The 18,408-nt window shown below is 48.4% G+C and carries 15 protein-coding genes, 1 rRNA gene, 2 other RNA genes and 1 pseudogene; 17 read left to right on the plus strand and 2 right to left on the minus strand.

Features of this window, described 5'->3' with window-relative positions; all coding sequences use genetic code 11:
• The 3 genes from BQ9856_RS22590 to BQ9856_RS22600 all read left to right on the plus strand — a co-directional run.
• On the plus strand, positions 1-535 hold a 535-nt coding region (locus BQ9856_RS22590; protein ID WP_139348807.1), incomplete at its 5' end, for a site-specific integrase.
• A gap of 913 nt (positions 536-1,448) precedes the next feature.
• Positions 1,449-3,089 carry a hypothetical protein gene (locus BQ9856_RS24670; RefSeq protein WP_077613011.1) on the plus strand — a complete coding sequence of 547 codons (1,641 nt, stop codon included), beginning with the start codon at positions 1,449-1,451 and terminating at the stop codon, positions 3,087-3,089.
• 49 nt (positions 3,090-3,138) lie between these two features.
• A complete protein-coding gene (locus tag BQ9856_RS22600) occupies positions 3,139-3,723 on the plus strand; it encodes a DUF6128 domain-containing protein (protein ID WP_442855566.1) in 585 nt (194 codons plus the stop codon).
• A 27-nt stretch (positions 3,724-3,750) separates the two neighbouring features.
• On the opposite strand, the gene BQ9856_RS22605 is transcribed toward BQ9856_RS22600, so the two are convergent.
• Positions 3,751-4,446, minus strand: coding sequence for an anaerobic ribonucleoside-triphosphate reductase activating protein (locus BQ9856_RS22605; RefSeq protein ID WP_077613012.1), 696 nt, complete (start codon positions 4,444-4,446; stop codon positions 3,751-3,753).
• A gap of 72 nt (positions 4,447-4,518) precedes the next feature.
• On the opposite strand from BQ9856_RS22605, the gene tadA (BQ9856_RS22610) reads away from it, so the two are divergent.
• The 4 genes and pseudogenes from tadA (BQ9856_RS22610) to BQ9856_RS22625 all read left to right on the plus strand — a co-directional run bounded on the left by tadA (BQ9856_RS22610) (position 4,519) and on the right by BQ9856_RS22625 (position 7,051).
• A complete protein-coding gene (gene tadA, locus BQ9856_RS22610) occupies positions 4,519-5,007 on the plus strand; it encodes a tRNA adenosine(34) deaminase TadA (RefSeq protein ID WP_077613013.1) in 489 nt (162 codons plus the stop codon).
• A 67-nt stretch (positions 5,008-5,074) separates the two neighbouring features.
• Positions 5,075-5,336, plus strand: an RNA gene (ffs, locus tag BQ9856_RS22615) — signal recognition particle sRNA large type.
• 226 nt (positions 5,337-5,562) lie between these two features.
• Positions 5,563-6,102 (plus strand): annotated as a pseudogene (locus tag BQ9856_RS25870) (6-phosphofructokinase); the annotation flags it as partial.
• A gap of 364 nt (positions 6,103-6,466) precedes the next feature.
• Positions 6,467-7,051, plus strand: a complete 585-nt coding sequence (locus BQ9856_RS22625; RefSeq protein ID WP_442855566.1) for a DUF6128 domain-containing protein — start codon at positions 6,467-6,469, stop codon at positions 7,049-7,051.
• A 27-nt stretch (positions 7,052-7,078) separates the two neighbouring features.
• Here BQ9856_RS22625 and BQ9856_RS22630 read toward each other — a convergent pair whose 3' ends face one another.
• The gene (locus BQ9856_RS22630; RefSeq protein WP_077613012.1) at positions 7,079-7,774 is read right to left on the minus strand and encodes an anaerobic ribonucleoside-triphosphate reductase activating protein; all 696 of its coding nucleotides are present in this window, start codon (positions 7,772-7,774) and stop codon (positions 7,079-7,081) included.
• 72 nt (positions 7,775-7,846) lie between these two features.
• Here BQ9856_RS22630 and tadA (BQ9856_RS22635) point away from each other — a divergent pair, with 72 nt between their 5' ends.
• The 10 genes from tadA (BQ9856_RS22635) (at position 7,847) to BQ9856_RS22680 (ending at position 18,408) form a co-directional block, all read left to right on the plus strand.
• A complete protein-coding gene (gene tadA, locus BQ9856_RS22635) occupies positions 7,847-8,335 on the plus strand; it encodes a tRNA adenosine(34) deaminase TadA (protein WP_077613013.1) in 489 nt (162 codons plus the stop codon).
• A 67-nt stretch (positions 8,336-8,402) separates the two neighbouring features.
• An RNA gene (ffs, locus tag BQ9856_RS22640) (signal recognition particle sRNA large type) lies at positions 8,403-8,664 on the plus strand.
• Between the two features lie 226 nt (positions 8,665-8,890).
• Entirely contained in the window at positions 8,891-9,970 is a 1,080-nt protein-coding gene (locus tag BQ9856_RS22645) for a 6-phosphofructokinase (protein ID WP_077613014.1), read from the plus strand.
• A gap of 13 nt (positions 9,971-9,983) precedes the next feature.
• On the plus strand, positions 9,984-11,576 hold the full coding sequence (dnaX, locus tag BQ9856_RS22650; protein WP_077613015.1) for a DNA polymerase III subunit gamma/tau: 1,593 nt from the start codon (positions 9,984-9,986) through the stop codon (positions 11,574-11,576).
• 33 nt (positions 11,577-11,609) lie between these two features.
• The gene (locus BQ9856_RS22655; RefSeq protein ID WP_077613016.1) at positions 11,610-11,963 is read left to right on the plus strand and encodes a YbaB/EbfC family nucleoid-associated protein; all 354 of its coding nucleotides are present in this window, start codon (positions 11,610-11,612) and stop codon (positions 11,961-11,963) included.
• A gap of 2 nt (positions 11,964-11,965) precedes the next feature.
• Positions 11,966-12,562 carry a recombination mediator RecR gene (gene recR, locus BQ9856_RS22660; protein WP_077613017.1) on the plus strand — a complete coding sequence of 199 codons (597 nt, stop codon included), beginning with the start codon at positions 11,966-11,968 and terminating at the stop codon, positions 12,560-12,562.
• A 30-nt stretch (positions 12,563-12,592) separates the two neighbouring features.
• A complete protein-coding gene (locus tag BQ9856_RS22665) occupies positions 12,593-14,836 on the plus strand; it encodes a tetratricopeptide repeat protein (protein ID WP_077613018.1) in 2,244 nt (747 codons plus the stop codon).
• A 13-nt stretch (positions 14,837-14,849) separates the two neighbouring features.
• Positions 14,850-15,680, plus strand: coding sequence for a Cof-type HAD-IIB family hydrolase (locus tag BQ9856_RS22670; protein ID WP_077613019.1), 831 nt, complete (start codon positions 14,850-14,852; stop codon positions 15,678-15,680).
• 14 nt (positions 15,681-15,694) lie between these two features.
• Positions 15,695-16,414, plus strand: a complete 720-nt coding sequence (locus BQ9856_RS22675) for a CvpA family protein (RefSeq protein WP_077613505.1) — start codon at positions 15,695-15,697, stop codon at positions 16,412-16,414.
• Positions 16,415-16,943: 529 nt separating this feature from the next.
• Positions 16,944-18,408 (plus strand): 16S ribosomal RNA (locus BQ9856_RS22680).

The following is an 18,408-nucleotide window of genomic DNA, read 5'->3' on the forward strand; positions in this document are numbered from 1 at the left end:
TGCCCTGACAATCAGAACCGGGCTGAGAAGCGGGGAAATCCGAGGCCTGAAGCTGTCAGATGTGGACAAGGCAGCGAACTTATTGCATATACAAAGAACCCTGAAATATGCCACTGGAAGGGGGTATTTTGAAGACATTCCAAAGACTGCCACATCAAAGCGAGATATTCCCCTTACCAAGGACATGATAGCCATTATCGAAAAAGAAAAGCAAGCCTATGGGGAAAAAGTGCTTAGAATGGACGGATATATTTTTCACCTTCCCGATGGAACGCCGATCAGCAGGGGAAGGTTTCAGAATGAGATAGACCGAATCGTGAAAAGAATCAATGAAGCTGGTACCAGGTTTGGTAGATTTACTCCACACTGCTTCCGACATACATTCGCAACCAGAGCCATAGAAAATGGGATGAAACCCCAGACCCTTAAAACGATCTTGGGACATTCCACTTTGGCTATGACCATGGACCTATATTCTCATGTTTTACCAACAACCAGAGCGGAGGAAATGGAGCTGATCGCAAAAGCATTTTAAATATCTGTGAAGAGAGCCGAAGGAGGCTCTTTTCTGCGTTTTGAGAGAATATAAAATATATTTGTGGGTAAATTGTGGGTACGCCACTGCATTTCCAAATTATTTAAAACTACGGGAGAGTCAGGATTTCCCCTATTTTAAAAGAAATTTCAAACAATTCCTGTCATGTAAAAATATTCCTGTGCATAAAATAATTATAAAGGAGTGGTGGCATGTCTAACTATCGAAGACTAATCTCATATATTTATGCCTATGAAGGCGGAGTCAAAGGAAAAAACATCGGATTTGCCAAGATAGAGACGAGAGGAATCCAGTGCAAGATTACGGTCAGTGTCAAAAGGGTATATGTGGGCGGCAATGACATCGGAGTATACTTATTAGCCGGAGATCAGGAAATATACCTGGGAAATATTTTTATACGCGGCGGTTCCGGTGAATTCAGAACCGCAGTATCTTCAAGTGATATAGAGCACTCCGGTATTTGCATGGATCAGTGTTTCGGACTGACCATCCATGATGTGAAAAATACATGGCGTTCCTATACGACCATATGGGAAGATGCTGTTGCCCACGCAGCAGAAGTGGATTTGGAAAATACGGTTTCTTCGTCAAAGGAGAAAGGCCAGGCCACGATATCGGATGAACAGATAAAGAGAGCGGTACGTGAAATCGAAGAAGAGTTCCCTCTGGGAACCAATGAGTCCCGGACCGCTGACCAGGCATCTGCTTCGGGAGAGGAAGAAGAGGCGGAGACTTCTTCCGATGATCTTGAGGCGACGGGGGAAAGCCTGATTCAGGAGGAAAAGCAGCGATCGGAAGGGGAGAATTTGCAGACGGAAATGCTGCAGGAAGCCTCTCCAGCGGTGGAAGCCCAGCAGCAGGACACTCGTCCAAACATAACAGGACCCATACCATGGTGGCAGCGGGGTACCAGTCCGCCAGGAACGATGCCGGAAGAACAGGCGGGGTCCCAACCAGTAATGACAGGGCCGATGCCAGGGGGACAGCCGGGGACCCGTCCGGCGACAACAGGGCCGATACCGGATACCAGTACAATAATAACAGGGCCGATGCCGGGAACCCGTCCAGCAACAACAGGGCCAATGCCAGGAGGTCAGCCGGGAACACGCCCAGTAACAACAGGGCCGTTGCCGGGAGGCCGTCAGGGAACTATTCCGGCAACGACAGGACCAATACCGGGAGGTCAGCCGGGAACTGTACCGACAATGACAGGACCAATACCGGGAGGTCAGCCGGGAACTGTGCCGACAATGACAGGACCAATACCGGGAGGTCAGCCGGGAACTGTGCCGACAATGACGGGACCAATACCGGGAAGCCGTCCTGGAACTGTTCCGGCAATGACAGGACCAATACCGGGAAGCCGTCCTGGAACTGTGCCGACAATGACGGGGCCAATACCGGGAACTGTACCGACAATGACAGGACCAATACCGGGAGGCCGTCCTGGAACTGTGCCGACAATGACAGGACCAATACCGGGGAGCCGTCCTGGAACTGTGCCGACAATGACAGGACCAATACCGGGAGACCGGCAGGTAACCATACCGACAATGACGGGACCAATACCGGGAAGCCGGCCTGGAACTGTACCGATAATGACGGGACCAATACCGGGAGGCCAGCCTGGAACTGTGCCGACAATGACGGGACCAATACCGGGAGGCCGTCAGGGAACTGTTCCAACGACGACAGGGCCGATACCAGGAGGGCAGCCGGTAACCATACCTACAATGACAGGGCCGATGCCAGGAGGCCGTCAGGGAACTGTGCCGACAATGACAGGACCAATACCGGGAGGCCGTCAGGGAACCATACCGACAATAACAGGACCAATACCAGGAGTCCAGCCGGGAACTGTGCCAACAATGACAGGACCAATACCGGGAGGCCGTCAGGGAACTGTTCCGACGACGACAGGGCCGATACCGGGGGGCCGTCAGGGAACTGTGCCTACGATGACAGGACCAATACCAGGAGGCCGCCAGGGAACCATACCGACAATGACAGGACCAATACCGGGAGGCCGTCAGGTAACCATACCAACAATGACGGGACCGATACCGGGAGTACAGCCGGGAACTGTGCCAACAATGACAGGACCAATACCAGGAGGCCAGCCGGGAACCGTTCCAACAATGACAGGACCGATACCAGGAGGCCGTCAGGGAACTGTGCCAACAATGACAGGACCAATGCCGGGAGGCCGTCAGGGAACCATACCGACAATAACAGGACCGATACCAGGAGGCCGTCAGGGAACCATACCGACAATAACAGGACCGATACCAGGAGTCCAGCCGGGAACTGTGCCTACAATGACAGAACCAATACCGGGAGTCCAGCCGGGAACCGTTCCAACAATGACAGGACCGATACCGGGAGGTCGTCAGGGAACTGTTCCAACAATGACAGGACCAATACCGGGAGGCCGTCAGGGAACCATTCCAACAATGACAGGACCAATGCCAGGAGTTCAGCCGGGAACCCGTCCATCTGCAATAAGACCGATATCCGGAAATTGGCAAAATGACGGACAGGAAGAAAGTCTGAATGAGACGCAGGTAGATGAAGCAGAGCCGGTGAATACTGAGGCAACAGATTACCGTGAGAGAAAATTAACATTTGGTGAGCCTGATGTTCCCTATAACAATCAGGAGGCCATGGATAATACCATCTGTTACCGGGCGGATGCCGTCATAAAAGAAAACAGGAATAGCAGTGAAGTTCAGACGAAGCTGGGAAATCCGGCTGAATTGGAGCGTCTGAGCCAGAGTGAAGATCAGGAAGAAAATTCCCATGAGCTGGTTTGGGAGAAACTGAAACGTGAACATACCCGGATTCTTGCGTTTGATTATGAGGATGGATGTGAGATTCTGACCGTCAAGCCTCAGGATATTGGTCTCCTTCCAAGGGAATCCTGGGTTTACGGCAATAACAGCTTCCTTCTGCACGGGTACTACAATTACCGTTACTTAATCCTGGCTAAGCTTCTTAATCCGAATGGAACACCTCGTTATCTTTTGGGAATTCCGGGTCATTATTACAGCAATGAACGTTATATGGCTTCCATGTTCGGTTTCCCGAATTTTGTGCTGTCCAAAGAACAGCCCATGGAAGATGGCAGGTTTGGATTCTGGTATACCGATGTAAAATTGGGGGGCTGATTAAAGCCCCCCGCTGTTATGCCCCTGTCAGTCATCAATACCACGCAGCATGGCATTGGGTATAAATGGCTTCAGTATGTTCAAGAATTCTTCCAGCTCTTCTTTGGAGAAAGACTGGAAACCAGGACATAAGACCTGGTCCGAATCCGCAAAATTCTGCAGATAATAATGAGAGCATCCGGCCAGCCATCTGCCGATGTCCTGAAAATCATGAGGGCCGTGAATTCCTTTTACCGCTGTGGTACGGAATTCGTATGGTACCGTTCCGGTAATTAAAAAGGCTGCGCTTTCCTCAATGTTTTTAATTTTTAGACTGCAGACCCCCGCCGCTTTGGAGTAATTTTCCCTGCCGGCTTTGATATCCATTGCTACATAGTCCAAAAGTCCATGCAGGACCAGATATTTTAAAACTTCAGGCTGATAACCGTTTGTATCCAGCTTGATGAGATAGCCCAGCTCCCGTATTTCCTTGATAAACGGTTCTAAATCCTCTTCCAGGGTGGGTTCTCCGCCTGTTATGCAGACTCCTTCTAAAATCCCCTTTCTTTTCTTTAAAAAATTCAAAATATCCTCTTTTGTAAATGTGGATTCAGTCTCATTGCCCAGCAGTCCGCTGTTATGGCAGAAGGGACAGCGGAAATTGCAGCCGCCGAGAAAGACCGTGGCAGCCACATGGCCGGGAAAGTCTAAGAGCGTAGTTTTTTGAAGACCGCATAGTTTCATACCTTCACCATTCCTTTGTTTCGTGATATACTATATCCAGTATACCACATTTAAAAGCAAAGAGGAACAAACATGACCACAGATGAGAAATATATGCGCGCAGCAGTAAGAGAAGCCCAAAAAGCCAGTGCCATAGGCGAGGTCCCCATCGGCTGTGTAATCGTTTATGAAGAGAAAATCATCGCCCGGGGCTACAACCGCCGTACCATAGATAAAAATGTCTTATCCCACGCGGAAATCAATGCCATTCGCAAGGCCTGCAAAAAGATGGGAGACTGGAGGCTTGAGGGATGTACCATGTACGTCACCCTTGAGCCGTGCCCCATGTGCGCCGGAGCCATTGTCCAGGCCAGGATTCCAAGAGTCGTCATCGGCTGCATGAATTCCAAGGCAGGCTGTGCGGGATCGGTGCTTGATATGCTTCACGAGGAAGGCTTTAATCATCAGGTGGAGACGGAAATCGGCGTATTGGGAGAAACGTGTTCCCAAATGATGAAAAACTTTTTTAAAGAACTGCGTGAAATGAAAAAACAAAAACTGGAAGAAGCAAATACCCTTTAAATCCTTGACAACCTTTCCTTTTCCATGTATACTAAACAGCGATTCAACCTATTATGTCATAAAGCTTCCGTGCAGCCGGGGAGATAGCGGTGCCCTGTACCTGCAATCCGCTCCAGCAGGGGTGATGTCTCACCCAGGGCCGGCTATTGCAGGGCTGCCCCTGATAAGTGGCGATGACGTTTGGGTCTTACGCAACAGATCTTCATGAACCGTGTCAGGGCAGGAATGCAGCAGCACTAAGTGGAATTTTCTGTGTGCCGTGAGGGTGCCTGGACTGAGTTAACTGTCAGGGTAACGCCTGTGATAGCGGTTCAAAGTGAGACGCACGGATTAAATATATATAATAATGAAACTTCAGACGCCGGGGAGCAGGAAACTGTTTTTGCGGTGTCTTTTGAAATTCGGAATTTTCATTTTTAATATTTTCTTACATTTCTTATGAAATAAAGTTTTCCCTTGCCCCACATTCCCCTTTGTATTATAATTGAGAATAAAATGGGTATAATAGTACCTATTTCCTAATGACAAATCGAATCAAAGAAGAGGTGTGCTTTCATGATAAGAGTTGGAATGCTTACAAGCGGAGGCGACTGTCAGAGTCTGAATGCGACCATGCGCGGTGTGGCAAAGGCTTTGTACCGGATGTCAGACGATATCGAGATTGTTGGATTTGAAGATGGTTATAAAGGACTTATTTATGCAGATTACCGCGTAATGAAGCCGGAAGAGTTTTCAGGAATTCTGACAAAAGGCGGAACCATTCTTGGCACCTCCAGACAGCCGTTTAAACTTATGCGGACACCTGACGAGAGCGGTCTTGATAAGGTGGAAGCCATGAAACGCACCTATAAAAAGCTGAAGCTGGAATGCCTGGTGGTATTAGGAGGCAACGGAAGCCAGAAGACGGCCAATCTTCTTCGGGAGGAAGGGTTAAATGTGGTTTCGCTTCCAAAGACCATTGATAATGATTTGTGGGGAACCGACATTAGCTTTGGTTTCCAGAGCGCAGTCAATGTGGCGACCAATGCCATAGATTGCATCCATACCACAGCGGCTTCCCATGGACGTGTGTTCATANGGAGGCCGTCAGGGAACCATACCGACAATAACAGGACCGATACCAGGAGGCCGTCAGGGAACCATACCGACAATAACAGGACCGATACCAGGAGTCCAGCCGGGAACTGTGCCTACAATGACAGAACCAATACCGGGAGTCCAGCCGGGAACCGTTCCAACAATGACAGGACCGATACCGGGAGGTCGTCAGGGAACTGTTCCAACAATGACAGGACCAATACCGGGAGGCCGTCAGGGAACCATTCCAACAATGACAGGACCAATGCCAGGAGTTCAGCCGGGAACCCGTCCATCTGCAATAAGACCGATATCCGGAAATTGGCAAAATGACGGACAGGAAGAAAGTCTGAATGAGACGCAGGTAGATGAAGCAGAGCCGGTGAATACTGAGGCAACAGATTACCGTGAGAGAAAATTAACATTTGGTGAGCCTGATGTTCCCTATAACAATCAGGAGGCCATGGATAATACCATCTGTTACCGGGCGGATGCCGTCATAAAAGAAAACAGGAATAGCAGTGAAGTTCAGACGAAGCTGGGAAATCCGGCTGAATTGGAGCGTCTGAGCCAGAGTGAAGATCAGGAAGAAAATTCCCATGAGCTGGTTTGGGAGAAACTGAAACGTGAACATACCCGGATTCTTGCGTTTGATTATGAGGATGGATGTGAGATTCTGACCGTCAAGCCTCAGGATATTGGTCTCCTTCCAAGGGAATCCTGGGTTTACGGCAATAACAGCTTCCTTCTGCACGGGTACTACAATTACCGTTACTTAATCCTGGCTAAGCTTCTTAATCCGAATGGAACACCTCGTTATCTTTTGGGAATTCCGGGTCATTATTACAGCAATGAACGTTATATGGCTTCCATGTTCGGTTTCCCGAATTTTGTGCTGTCCAAAGAACAGCCCATGGAAGATGGCAGGTTTGGATTCTGGTATACCGATGTAAAATTGGGGGGCTGATTAAAGCCCCCCGCTGTTATGCCCCTGTCAGTCATCAATACCACGCAGCATGGCATTGGGTATAAATGGCTTCAGTATGTTCAAGAATTCTTCCAGCTCTTCTTTGGAGAAAGACTGGAAACCAGGACATAAGACCTGGTCCGAATCCGCAAAATTCTGCAGATAATAATGAGAGCATCCGGCCAGCCATCTGCCGATGTCCTGAAAATCATGAGGGCCGTGAATTCCTTTTACCGCTGTGGTACGGAATTCGTATGGTACCGTTCCGGTAATTAAAAAGGCTGCGCTTTCCTCAATGTTTTTAATTTTTAGACTGCAGACCCCCGCCGCTTTGGAGTAATTTTCCCTGCCGGCTTTGATATCCATTGCTACATAGTCCAAAAGTCCATGCAGGACCAGATATTTTAAAACTTCAGGCTGATAACCGTTTGTATCCAGCTTGATGAGATAGCCCAGCTCCCGTATTTCCTTGATAAACGGTTCTAAATCCTCTTCCAGGGTGGGTTCTCCGCCTGTTATGCAGACTCCTTCTAAAATCCCCTTTCTTTTCTTTAAAAAATTCAAAATATCCTCTTTTGTAAATGTGGATTCAGTCTCATTGCCCAGCAGTCCGCTGTTATGGCAGAAGGGACAGCGGAAATTGCAGCCGCCGAGAAAGACCGTGGCAGCCACATGGCCGGGAAAGTCTAAGAGCGTAGTTTTTTGAAGACCGCATAGTTTCATACCTTCACCATTCCTTTGTTTCGTGATATACTATATCCAGTATACCACATTTAAAAGCAAAGAGGAACAAACATGACCACAGATGAGAAATATATGCGCGCAGCAGTAAGAGAAGCCCAAAAAGCCAGTGCCATAGGCGAGGTCCCCATCGGCTGTGTAATCGTTTATGAAGAGAAAATCATCGCCCGGGGCTACAACCGCCGTACCATAGATAAAAATGTCTTATCCCACGCGGAAATCAATGCCATTCGCAAGGCCTGCAAAAAGATGGGAGACTGGAGGCTTGAGGGATGTACCATGTACGTCACCCTTGAGCCGTGCCCCATGTGCGCCGGAGCCATTGTCCAGGCCAGGATTCCAAGAGTCGTCATCGGCTGCATGAATTCCAAGGCAGGCTGTGCGGGATCGGTGCTTGATATGCTTCACGAGGAAGGCTTTAATCATCAGGTGGAGACGGAAATCGGCGTATTGGGAGAAACGTGTTCCCAAATGATGAAAAACTTTTTTAAAGAACTGCGTGAAATGAAAAAACAAAAACTGGAAGAAGCAAATACCCTTTAAATCCTTGACAACCTTTCCTTTTCCATGTATACTAAACAGCGATTCAACCTATTATGTCATAAAGCTTCCGTGCAGCCGGGGAGATAGCGGTGCCCTGTACCTGCAATCCGCTCCAGCAGGGGTGATGTCTCACCCAGGGCCGGCTATTGCAGGGCTGCCCCTGATAAGTGGCGATGACGTTTGGGTCTTACGCAACAGATCTTCATGAACCGTGTCAGGGCAGGAATGCAGCAGCACTAAGTGGAATTTTCTGTGTGCCGTGAGGGTGCCTGGACTGAGTTAACTGTCAGGGTAACGCCTGTGATAGCGGTTCAAAGTGAGACGCACGGATTAAATATATATAATAATGAAACTTCAGACGCCGGGGAGCAGGAAACTGTTTTTGCGGTGTCTTTTGAAATTCGGAATTTTCATTTTTAATATTTTCTTACATTTCTTATGAAATAAAGTTTTCCCTTGCCCCACATTCCCCTTTGTATTATAATTGAGAATAAAATGGGTATAATAGTACCTATTTCCTAATGACAAATCGAATCAAAGAAGAGGTGTGCTTTCATGATAAGAGTTGGAATGCTTACAAGCGGAGGCGACTGTCAGAGTCTGAATGCGACCATGCGCGGTGTGGCAAAGGCTTTGTACCGGATGTCAGACGATATCGAGATTGTTGGATTTGAAGATGGTTATAAAGGACTTATTTATGCAGATTACCGCGTAATGAAGCCGGAAGAGTTTTCAGGAATTCTGACAAAAGGCGGAACCATTCTTGGCACCTCCAGACAGCCGTTTAAACTTATGCGGACACCTGACGAGAGCGGTCTTGATAAGGTGGAAGCCATGAAACGCACCTATAAAAAGCTGAAGCTGGAATGCCTGGTGGTATTAGGAGGCAACGGAAGCCAGAAGACGGCCAATCTTCTTCGGGAGGAAGGGTTAAATGTGGTTTCGCTTCCAAAGACCATTGATAATGATTTGTGGGGAACCGACATTAGCTTTGGTTTCCAGAGCGCAGTCAATGTGGCGACCAATGCCATAGATTGCATCCATACCACAGCGGCTTCCCATGGACGTGTGTTCATAGTAGAAGTCATGGGACACAAGGTCGGCTGGCTCACCCTGTATGCAGGGATTGCCGGCGGGGCTGACATCATTCTGCTTCCGGAGATCCCTTATGACCTGGACATTGTGGTAGAAGCCATAAAGAGCAGGAGCAGGGACGGCAAACGATTCTCCATCCTGGCCGTTGCCGAAGGAGCTATTTCCAAGGAGGATGCACGCCTGACCAAAAAAGAGTTAAAAGAAAAAAAGAAGAGCGGAATGGTTTACCCTTCTATAGCATATGAGATCGGAGCGCAGATCACAGAGCGTACCGGACAAGAGGTGCGGGTTACCGTACCGGGCCATATGCAGAGAGGCGGCGAGCCATGCCCCTATGACAGAGTGATTTCCACCCGCTTAGGGGCAGAGGCAGCAGAGCTCATAAAGAACAAAGAATACGGATATATGGTTGCGGTGAATAACAACGAGATTGTTAAACTTCCGCTAGCCGATGTAGCCGGAAAATTAAAAACAGTCGATCCGGAAAGCTCTATCGTAAGGGAAGCCAAGATGATAGGCATCAGCTTCGGCGACGAATAAGGAGTTAACAGGCATGTCATATACGGCATTGTATCGGAAATGGCGCCCCCCTTCTTTTTCGGATGTTAAGGGCCAGGACCATATCGTACAGACATTGAAAAACCAGATAGTATCCGATCGTATCGGGCATGCATATCTGTTTTGCGGAACAAGAGGTACCGGTAAGACCAGTATAGCCAAGATTTTTGCAAAAGCGGTGAACTGCGAACAGCCGGTAGACGGAAGCCCGTGTGGGGAATGTAAGACCTGTAAGAACATTGCAGCAGGGGCGTCCCTTAATGTAGTGGAAATCGATGCCGCATCAAACAATGGCGTGGAGAACATCAGGGAGATACGGGAAGAAGTCCAATATCCGCCTACGGAAGGAAAATACCGGGTTTATATTATCGATGAAGTTCATATGCTTTCTACGGGGGCATTTAATGCGCTGTTAAAGACCTTGGAAGAACCGCCTTCTTATGTTATATTTATTCTGGCGACCACAGAAGTCCAGAAGATTCCTGTGACGGTCTTATCAAGGTGCCAGCGGTATGATTTTAAGCGCATTACGGTGGAAACCATTGTTGAGCACTTGAAGGAACTGACGGCCGCAGAACATATGCAGGTTGAGGAAAGAGCCCTTACTTATATTGCCAAGGCGGCGGATGGCGCTTTGCGTGATGCTTTAAGTCTTTTGGATCAGTGTGCGGCCTTCCATTACGGAGAACTGCTGACCTATGACAATGTTTTAGATGTTCTGGGTGCCGTAGACATTACGGTGTTCGGCAAGATGTACCGTGCGGTTGTGGAGAACCGGACCAAAGACTGCATTACCTGTCTTGAGGAGCTGGTGATCCAGGGGCGCGAGTTGAGCCAGTTTGTAATTGACTTTATCTGGTATTTAAGAAACCTTTTGATATTAAAATCCGTAGAAGATGCAGAAAACCTGCTGGATATGTCAACGGAGAACAGAAACCTTTTAAAAGAGGACAGCGGGCTTGCGGATAATGAGACGCTTTTACGGTATATCCGGGTATTCTCGGATCTTTCCAATCAACTCCGTTATGCTTCCCAGAAACGGGTCCTCATTGAAGTTGCATTAATAAAGCTCACCCGTCCCCAGATGGAACAGAATTTAGATTCCATACTTCAGCGAATAACGAACATCGAAAAACAGCTGGAAAGCGGCGTCATGATAAAAGCGTCTTCCGGCAGCCCCGGAGCAGAGGAAGGGAAAGAAGACGGAGACGCATCTAACGAGTCAACCCCTGCGGAACGGGTGGCCCTTCCTAAGGGTCAGCTGGAAGATTTGAATCTGATCCGCAGTGAATGGGGCAAGATCATACGGGAATTGGGAGGACCGATCCGGGCCAGTTTCCGGGATACGGTGGTAGAACCGGCAGGAGAAAGCTGTCTTTGTGTTGTCTTTTCAGACCATAGCAATTACACGATTGGAAGCAGGCCTGCAACGCTCGCGGATATCGAGCGGTATGTGGAGGACCATTACCAGAAGTCCATAGCCTTTAAAACCAGGCTTCGGGGCGGAGGAGAACGGCTGGACACCGTTTATGTAAGCGATGAAGAATTAAAAGCTAATATTTTAATGGATATAACCATAGAAGATTAATAAAGATTATGAAAATATAGGAGGATACACACCATGGCAAAACGTGGCGGTTTTTCAGGCGGCATGCCTGGCAATATGAATAATTTAATGAAGCAGGCTCAGAAAATGCAGCGCCAGATGGAAGAAACAACAAAAGAGCTGGAAGATAAGGAATATACAGCCACAGCAGGCGGCGGAGCCGTTTCAGTCACTGTTTCAGGGAAAAAAGAAGTGACGGCAGTTAAATTATCCCAGGAGGTTGTGGATCCGGATGACATCGAGATGCTGGAGGATTTAATTATGGCGGCGACCAATGAGGCATTCCGCCAGATGGAAGAGGACAGCAGCTCCGCTATGGCTAAATTAACCGGCGGCCTTGGCGGATTAGGCGGAGGCTTTCCGTTCTAACTATGGATTATTACAGCAGTCAGATAACAAGATTAATAGAAGAGCTGTCCAAGCTTCCGGGCATTGGCAGTAAATCCGCACAGCGCCTGGCGTTTCATATTATCAACATGCCGGAGGAACAAGTGGCAGGCCTTGCTGCCTCCATTACAGAAGCAAAACGTAATGTCCATTACTGCAAGGAATGCTTCACCCTGACGGATCAGGAACGATGCCCGATCTGCCGGAGCGAAAAGCGCAACCATAAGATGATCATGGTAGTGGAAGATACCAGGGACTTAGCCGCCTATGAAAAAACCGGAAAATTCGACGGCGTTTATCATGTGCTGCACGGGGCCATATCCCCCATGCTGGGAATAGGACCCAATGATATAAAGTTAAAAGAATTGATGCAGAGACTGCAGGGAGATGTGGAAGAGGTGATCATTGCCACGAATTCCAGTCTTGAGGGTGAGACGACAGCCATGTATATCAGCAAGCTGATCAAACCGACAGGAATCAGGGTAACCCGTATAGCCAGCGGAGTTCCCGTTGGCGGAGACTTAGAGTACATAGATGAGGTGACATTGTTACGGGCCCTGGAAGGCCGGGTTGAACTGTAACTCATTCGCCTTGTTAGGAGATGCAAAATAATGGATAAGTACGAGTTTAATATAAAGGTTGAACAGATTAAAAAACTGGTCGGCAAAAACGACTTTGAGACGGCCATGAAAATAGCCGACACAATAGACTGGAGAAGAGTCCGCAACACCAATCTGCTTTCCATGGTAGCTATGGTCTATGAGAAAAATGAGGATTACCAGGAAGCCAAGGAGATCCTTCTCATGGCTTTTGAACGCGCCCCCATTGGGAAACGGCTGCTTTATAAGCTGGCAGAGCTGGCGATCAAGGAGGGAAATATCGAAGAGGCGGAAGCCTACTACAAGGAATTTGGCGACTTAGCCTCTGATGATCCAAGACAACAGCTGCTGCGTTATATGATTTTAAAAGCAAAAGGAGCACCGGCCCAGCAGCTCATCCACTCCCTTGAGTCTTACACAAGCGTGGAACTGGATGAGAAATGGCTGTATGAGCTGGCTGAATTATACAGCCTTGCAGGTATGCCTGACCGCTGCGTGGATACCTGCGACCGGATCATGCTGATGTTTGGTCTTGGAAAATATGTAGATAAGGCCATGGATTTAAAAATACAATATGCACCCCTTACCAACTACCAGATAGACCTTGTGGAGAACCGGGACAAGTATGAGGCGAAACTGCGCGCGGTTGAGCAGGAATATGGTACAGAAAAAAGACGGGATCCGGAACCGGAGCCGGAAGAAGAATATTATGAAGAAGAACCGATGGCTGATCCGGAACCAGAGCCCTATCATGACATGACGCTGGAAGAGAATCCCATGGGGGATAATCTGGAGGCAAGAATGCAGGAGGAGGCGGTCGAGGAAAGCCTGGCAAGGGAAATGTCCAGAATTTCTTATGAGGAACCGGTGATCCAGGAAGAATCCATGATGGAACACACGAGGGTGTTGGAAGATATCAGGCGGGTGGGCCGCCCTTTGAATGCTATGCCAGGATCAACGGGAATGTATCTGCCGGAGAATGAAGAACCATCGGCTTATTTTTCAGAGCCGGTAATTGAGGAAGATGAACCGGATTATGATGGCCGCCAGTCTGCCGCGACTGCCGAAGATTCTGAAGAGTTCTATCAGCAGGAAGAAGATGCCGACCCGGAAGAAATCGTTTATGATCAGCCGGAAGAGCCTTATCATGAGATGGAAGAGGAATCAGAGCAACCGTATGAAGCTTTAAACACAGCTGCAAACGAGGAAGAAGCAGGCTGGGAACATAACTCCCCAGAGTTCAGCGAAGAGGATGTGCTGGAGTTTGAAGACCTTTACGAGGAAGACGAAGACGAAGCAGAGGAGATGCCGGTTCGAAACCATCTGATGATAGAGGCGAGAACTCCGGAAAAAGGGCTGCAGATTGCGGTTGATGCTTTAAAACAGATTCACAAAGAAAACGGAGTGAAAAATTCTGTTGCTAAGATCACCGGATCGAAGCTGTCCAAACGCGGAGTTCTGGCTTCTGCAGACAAGCTGGCCGGGAAGGACCTGGTGATTGAAGAAGCAGGGGATTTAACGCCGGAAGCTCTGGAAGAATTGAATGAATTGATGGATCGCGATACAAGCGGTATGATCGTAGTTCTCATTGATAATCCCAAACAAATGGAAGCATTGCACTGCGAGCATTCTGTGCTTGCAAGCAAGTTTGAGTGTATCGGAAGCGGCGAAGAAACACCGGCCCTCCGTGTAAAAGAAGATATAAGGGTGGAGTTACCGGAGAAAGAGCCGGTGCAAAAGCCCTTAAAAGCCTCCAGGACTCTTGTGTATGAAGCTCCGGTTCCTGTTTATAATGAAAAAGTTCATGAGGAGTTCTATGAAGGATATGGGGACCAGGGGTATCCCGGTGAAGAGGGCTCCTGGCAGGAAGACGATTATAGGGTAGACGAGGGCTATGAAGAGGATGACTTCTACGAAGAAGATGCCGAAGAACGTCCATCCGTCCGGGATGAAGCAGGTCCGGGCTTTCATGGCGAGGAGATGGACATTGATGAATTTGCCCAGTATGCCTGCCGTTATGCCAATGAGATTGACTGCAGCATTACCGGAAAAAGCATGCTGGCACTATATGAAAGAATTGAGATCATGGAGGAGGATGGCGTTCCTCTGAGCAGAGCCAATGCAGAAAGCCTGATCGAAGAAGCGGCAGACCGGGCGGAAAAGCCCTCTATTGGGAAACGGATCAAGGGTCTGTTTTCTACGAAATATGACAAAGACGGCCTTCTTATTTTAAAAGAAGAACATTTTATTTATTAATTGGAGCAGAAAAGTGGATATTAGACTCATTGCACTGGACTTAGACGGGACCCTTTTAAACAGCAAAAAGAATCTCTCCGATGCCAACCGCCAGGCGCTTTCCCTGTGTACTCAAAAAGGGATCGCAGTTGTTCCCTGCACGGGAAGGACCGTTTCTGGAATTCCTTCGGAAGTAAAAGCGATTCCCGGAGTCCGTTATGCAATTACCACCAATGGAGCGGTAATTGAGGATATGGAAGAGAAGAAAGCGATTGATGCCCGGATGTTATCCTGGGAACTGGCATTGGAGCTCTTGCGGTTCGTGGATTCGTACCATGTTATGTACGATCCGTACATAGACCGGCGCGGAATAACGGAACCCCGCTTTTTCGAACATCTGCCGGAGTACTGTTTGTCTCCCGAATTACAGGAAATGGTCCGCCAGACCCGGGACCTCTATCCAAATATCATGGAGTTCGTGGAAACAAGCCATAAGCCTGTGGAAAAAATTAATTTGTTTTTCCCGGATATGGAAGAACGCGCCAAACTAAGAGCCGAATTGGAGAAACGGGATGATATTTTAGTCACTTCCTCTATTTATAATAATCTGGAAATCAATGATCCGGGTGCAACAAAGGGGGCTGCCCTTCTTCGGCTTGCTTCCCATTTAGGGATCAAGAAGGAGCAGACCATGGCCATAGGTGACGGGGAAAATGATTTCTCCATGATCCGTAAGGCTGGAATCGGAGTGGCTATGGGAAATGGACAGGAAGAGCTCCTTGCAGCTGCAGACTACGTAACGTGTACCAATGATGAAGACGGGGTGGCGGCAGCTATCAACCGATTCGTATTTGGGATAGAATAATGGCGAGGCTTTATATGGAAAACTGGTTATCTGTTGTAGCCGGAATCTATCTTTTGGGAATGGTTCTTTATGGACATCGCAGGGGATTTATCCGGTTAGTAGTATCAATGCTGGCGGTAGTCTTATCGCTTACCATTGTCCGGGTATCTTTACCCGCTGTAACAGGATTTTTAAAAGAAAATACAAGCTTGCAGCAGACGATTTCTGAGAATATGAAAAAGTCCGTAGGCTTGGAACAGGAAGAGAATTCAGCCGGTGAGACATCGGGCGTTCCTTCCGTCCAGCGAACGATTATTGAAAACCTTGAATTACCTCAGAATATCAAGACGGCGCTGATTGAAAATAATAATAGTGAAATGTATCAGATGCTTGGGGTTCAGGCGTTCACGGACTATATTGGAAGTTATCTGGCGGATGTAATTCTCAATTCCGTGGGATTTGTACTGTTATTTGCCGCTGTTTATCTGGCTGCCAGGCTGATCATGCGATGGCTGGATATCATCGCAAGGCTGCCGATCCTGTCCGGAATCAATAAATTAGCCGGCGCTTTGCTTGGTGGTATGGAAGGGCTCGTCTTTTTATGGCTTGCCTGTCTGGTCATAACCGCTTTCTCCGGCACCGGGTGGGGCCTTACGCTGATCCGGCAGATTGAAGGGAGTAAGTGGCTGTCCTTTTTATACAGCCATAATTTTCTGAATCTGATGGTTCTGGGAGTCCTGCAGGGATTGATGTAAGGAAGAAATTGTATTTATCATATATGCAATTAAAACAAATCTACAAGCGCGGGCGGGAATGCCCTTACTTGTAGGTTTTTCCATATACCACAAAATATAGAAAAATTGGGGAAAAACGCACATATATAGTGGGGATAAAACCGTTGAAAAAATTGTTTGAATAAATGACACAAATTTTCTTGACAATATCAATCGGACATGTTATATTAAAGACCCGGTGCGAGATACACAGTACCGGCAATCAATGAAATAGATTGATGAAAATTAAAAAAAGCTGTTGACAAAAAAGTGACTGCATGATATACTACATGAGTTGCTGGTTGAGTAAATGACAGCAAAAAGCACTTTGAAAACAGAAGATTGAACAGTATGTAAAACCCTGAAAATTCTAAAAAATAAGCCATGTTTGATGGCTTTGAATGAGAAAATTCAGAACGAATACAAGCAATTGTATACGAACCAAACAACAAGTAAAACGGGAAATAAATTAGCTAGTTAGTTGATTTTGACCCCGGATTGAACAACATTATAATATGAGAGTTCGATCCTGGCTCAGGATGAACGCTGGCGGCGTGCTTAACACATGCAAGTCGAGCGAAGCAGTTTGGAGGAAGCCTTCGGGTGGAATCCAAACTGACTGAGCGGCGGACGGGTGAGTAACGCGTGGGTAACCTGCCTCATACAGGGGGATAACAGTTGGAAACGACTGCTAATACCGCATAAGCGCACAGTGCTGCATGGCACGGTGCGAAAAACTCCGGTGGTATGAGATGGACCCGCGTCTGATTAGGTAGTTGGTGAGGTAACGGCCCACCAAGCCGACGATCAGTAGCCGACCTGAGAGGGTGACCGGCCACATTGGGACTGAGACACGGCCCAAACTCCTACGGGAGGCAGCAGTGGGGAATATTGGACAATGGGGGAAACCCTGATCCAGCGACGCCGCGTGACTGAAGAAGTATTTCGGTATGTAAAGGTCTATCAGCAGGGAAGAAAATGACGGTACCTGACTAAGAAGCCCCGGCTAACTACGTGCCAGCAGCCGCGGTAATACGTAGGGGGCAAGCGTTATCCGGATTTACTGGGTGTAAAGGGAGCGTAGACGGCGCTGCAAGTCTGGAGTGAAAGCCCGGGGCTCAACCCCGGGACTGCTTTGGAAACTGTGGAGCTGGAGTGCAGGAGAGGTAAGTGGAATTCCTAGTGTAGCGGTGAAATGCGTAGATATTAGGAGGAACACCAGTGGCGAAGGCGGCTTACTGGACTGTAACTGACGTTGAGGCTCGAAAGCGTGGGGAGCAAACAGGATTAGATACCCTGGTAGTCCACGCCGTAAACGATGAATACTAGGTGTTGGGGAGCAAAGCTCTTCGGTGCCGCCGCAAACGCAATAAGTATTCCACCTGGGGAGTACGTTCGCAAGAATGAAACTCAAAGGAATTGACGGGGACCCGCACAAGCGGTGGAGCATGTGGTTTAATTCGAAGCAACGCGAAGAACCTTACCAAGTCTTGACATCGGAATGACCGGTCCGTAACGGGACCTTCCCTTCGGGGCATTCCAGACAGGTGGTGCATGGTTGTCGTCAGCTCGTGTCGTGAGATGTTGGGTTAAGTCCCGCAACGAGCGCAACCCTTATCCTTAGTAGCCAGCAGGTAAAGCTGGGCACTCTGAGGAGACTGCCAGGGATAACCTGGAGGAAGGTGGGGATGACGTCAAATCATCATGCCCCTTATGATTTGGGCTACACACGTGCTACAATGGCGTAAACAAAGGGAGGCGAAGCCGCGAGGTGGAGCAAATCCCAAAAATAACGTCTCAGTTCGGATTGTAGTCTGCAACTCGACTACATGAAGCTGGAATCGCTAGTAATCGCGGATCAGAATGCCGCGGTGAATACGTTCCCGGGTCTTGTACACACCGCCCGTCACACCATGGGAGTTGGTAACGCCCGAAGTCAGTGACCCAACCGCAAGGAGGGAGCTGCCGAAGGCGGG

Source organism: Clostridium sp. Marseille-P2415 (genome assembly GCF_900155545.1).
Taxonomy (GTDB): Bacteria; Bacillota; Clostridia; order Lachnospirales; family Lachnospiraceae; genus Lacrimispora.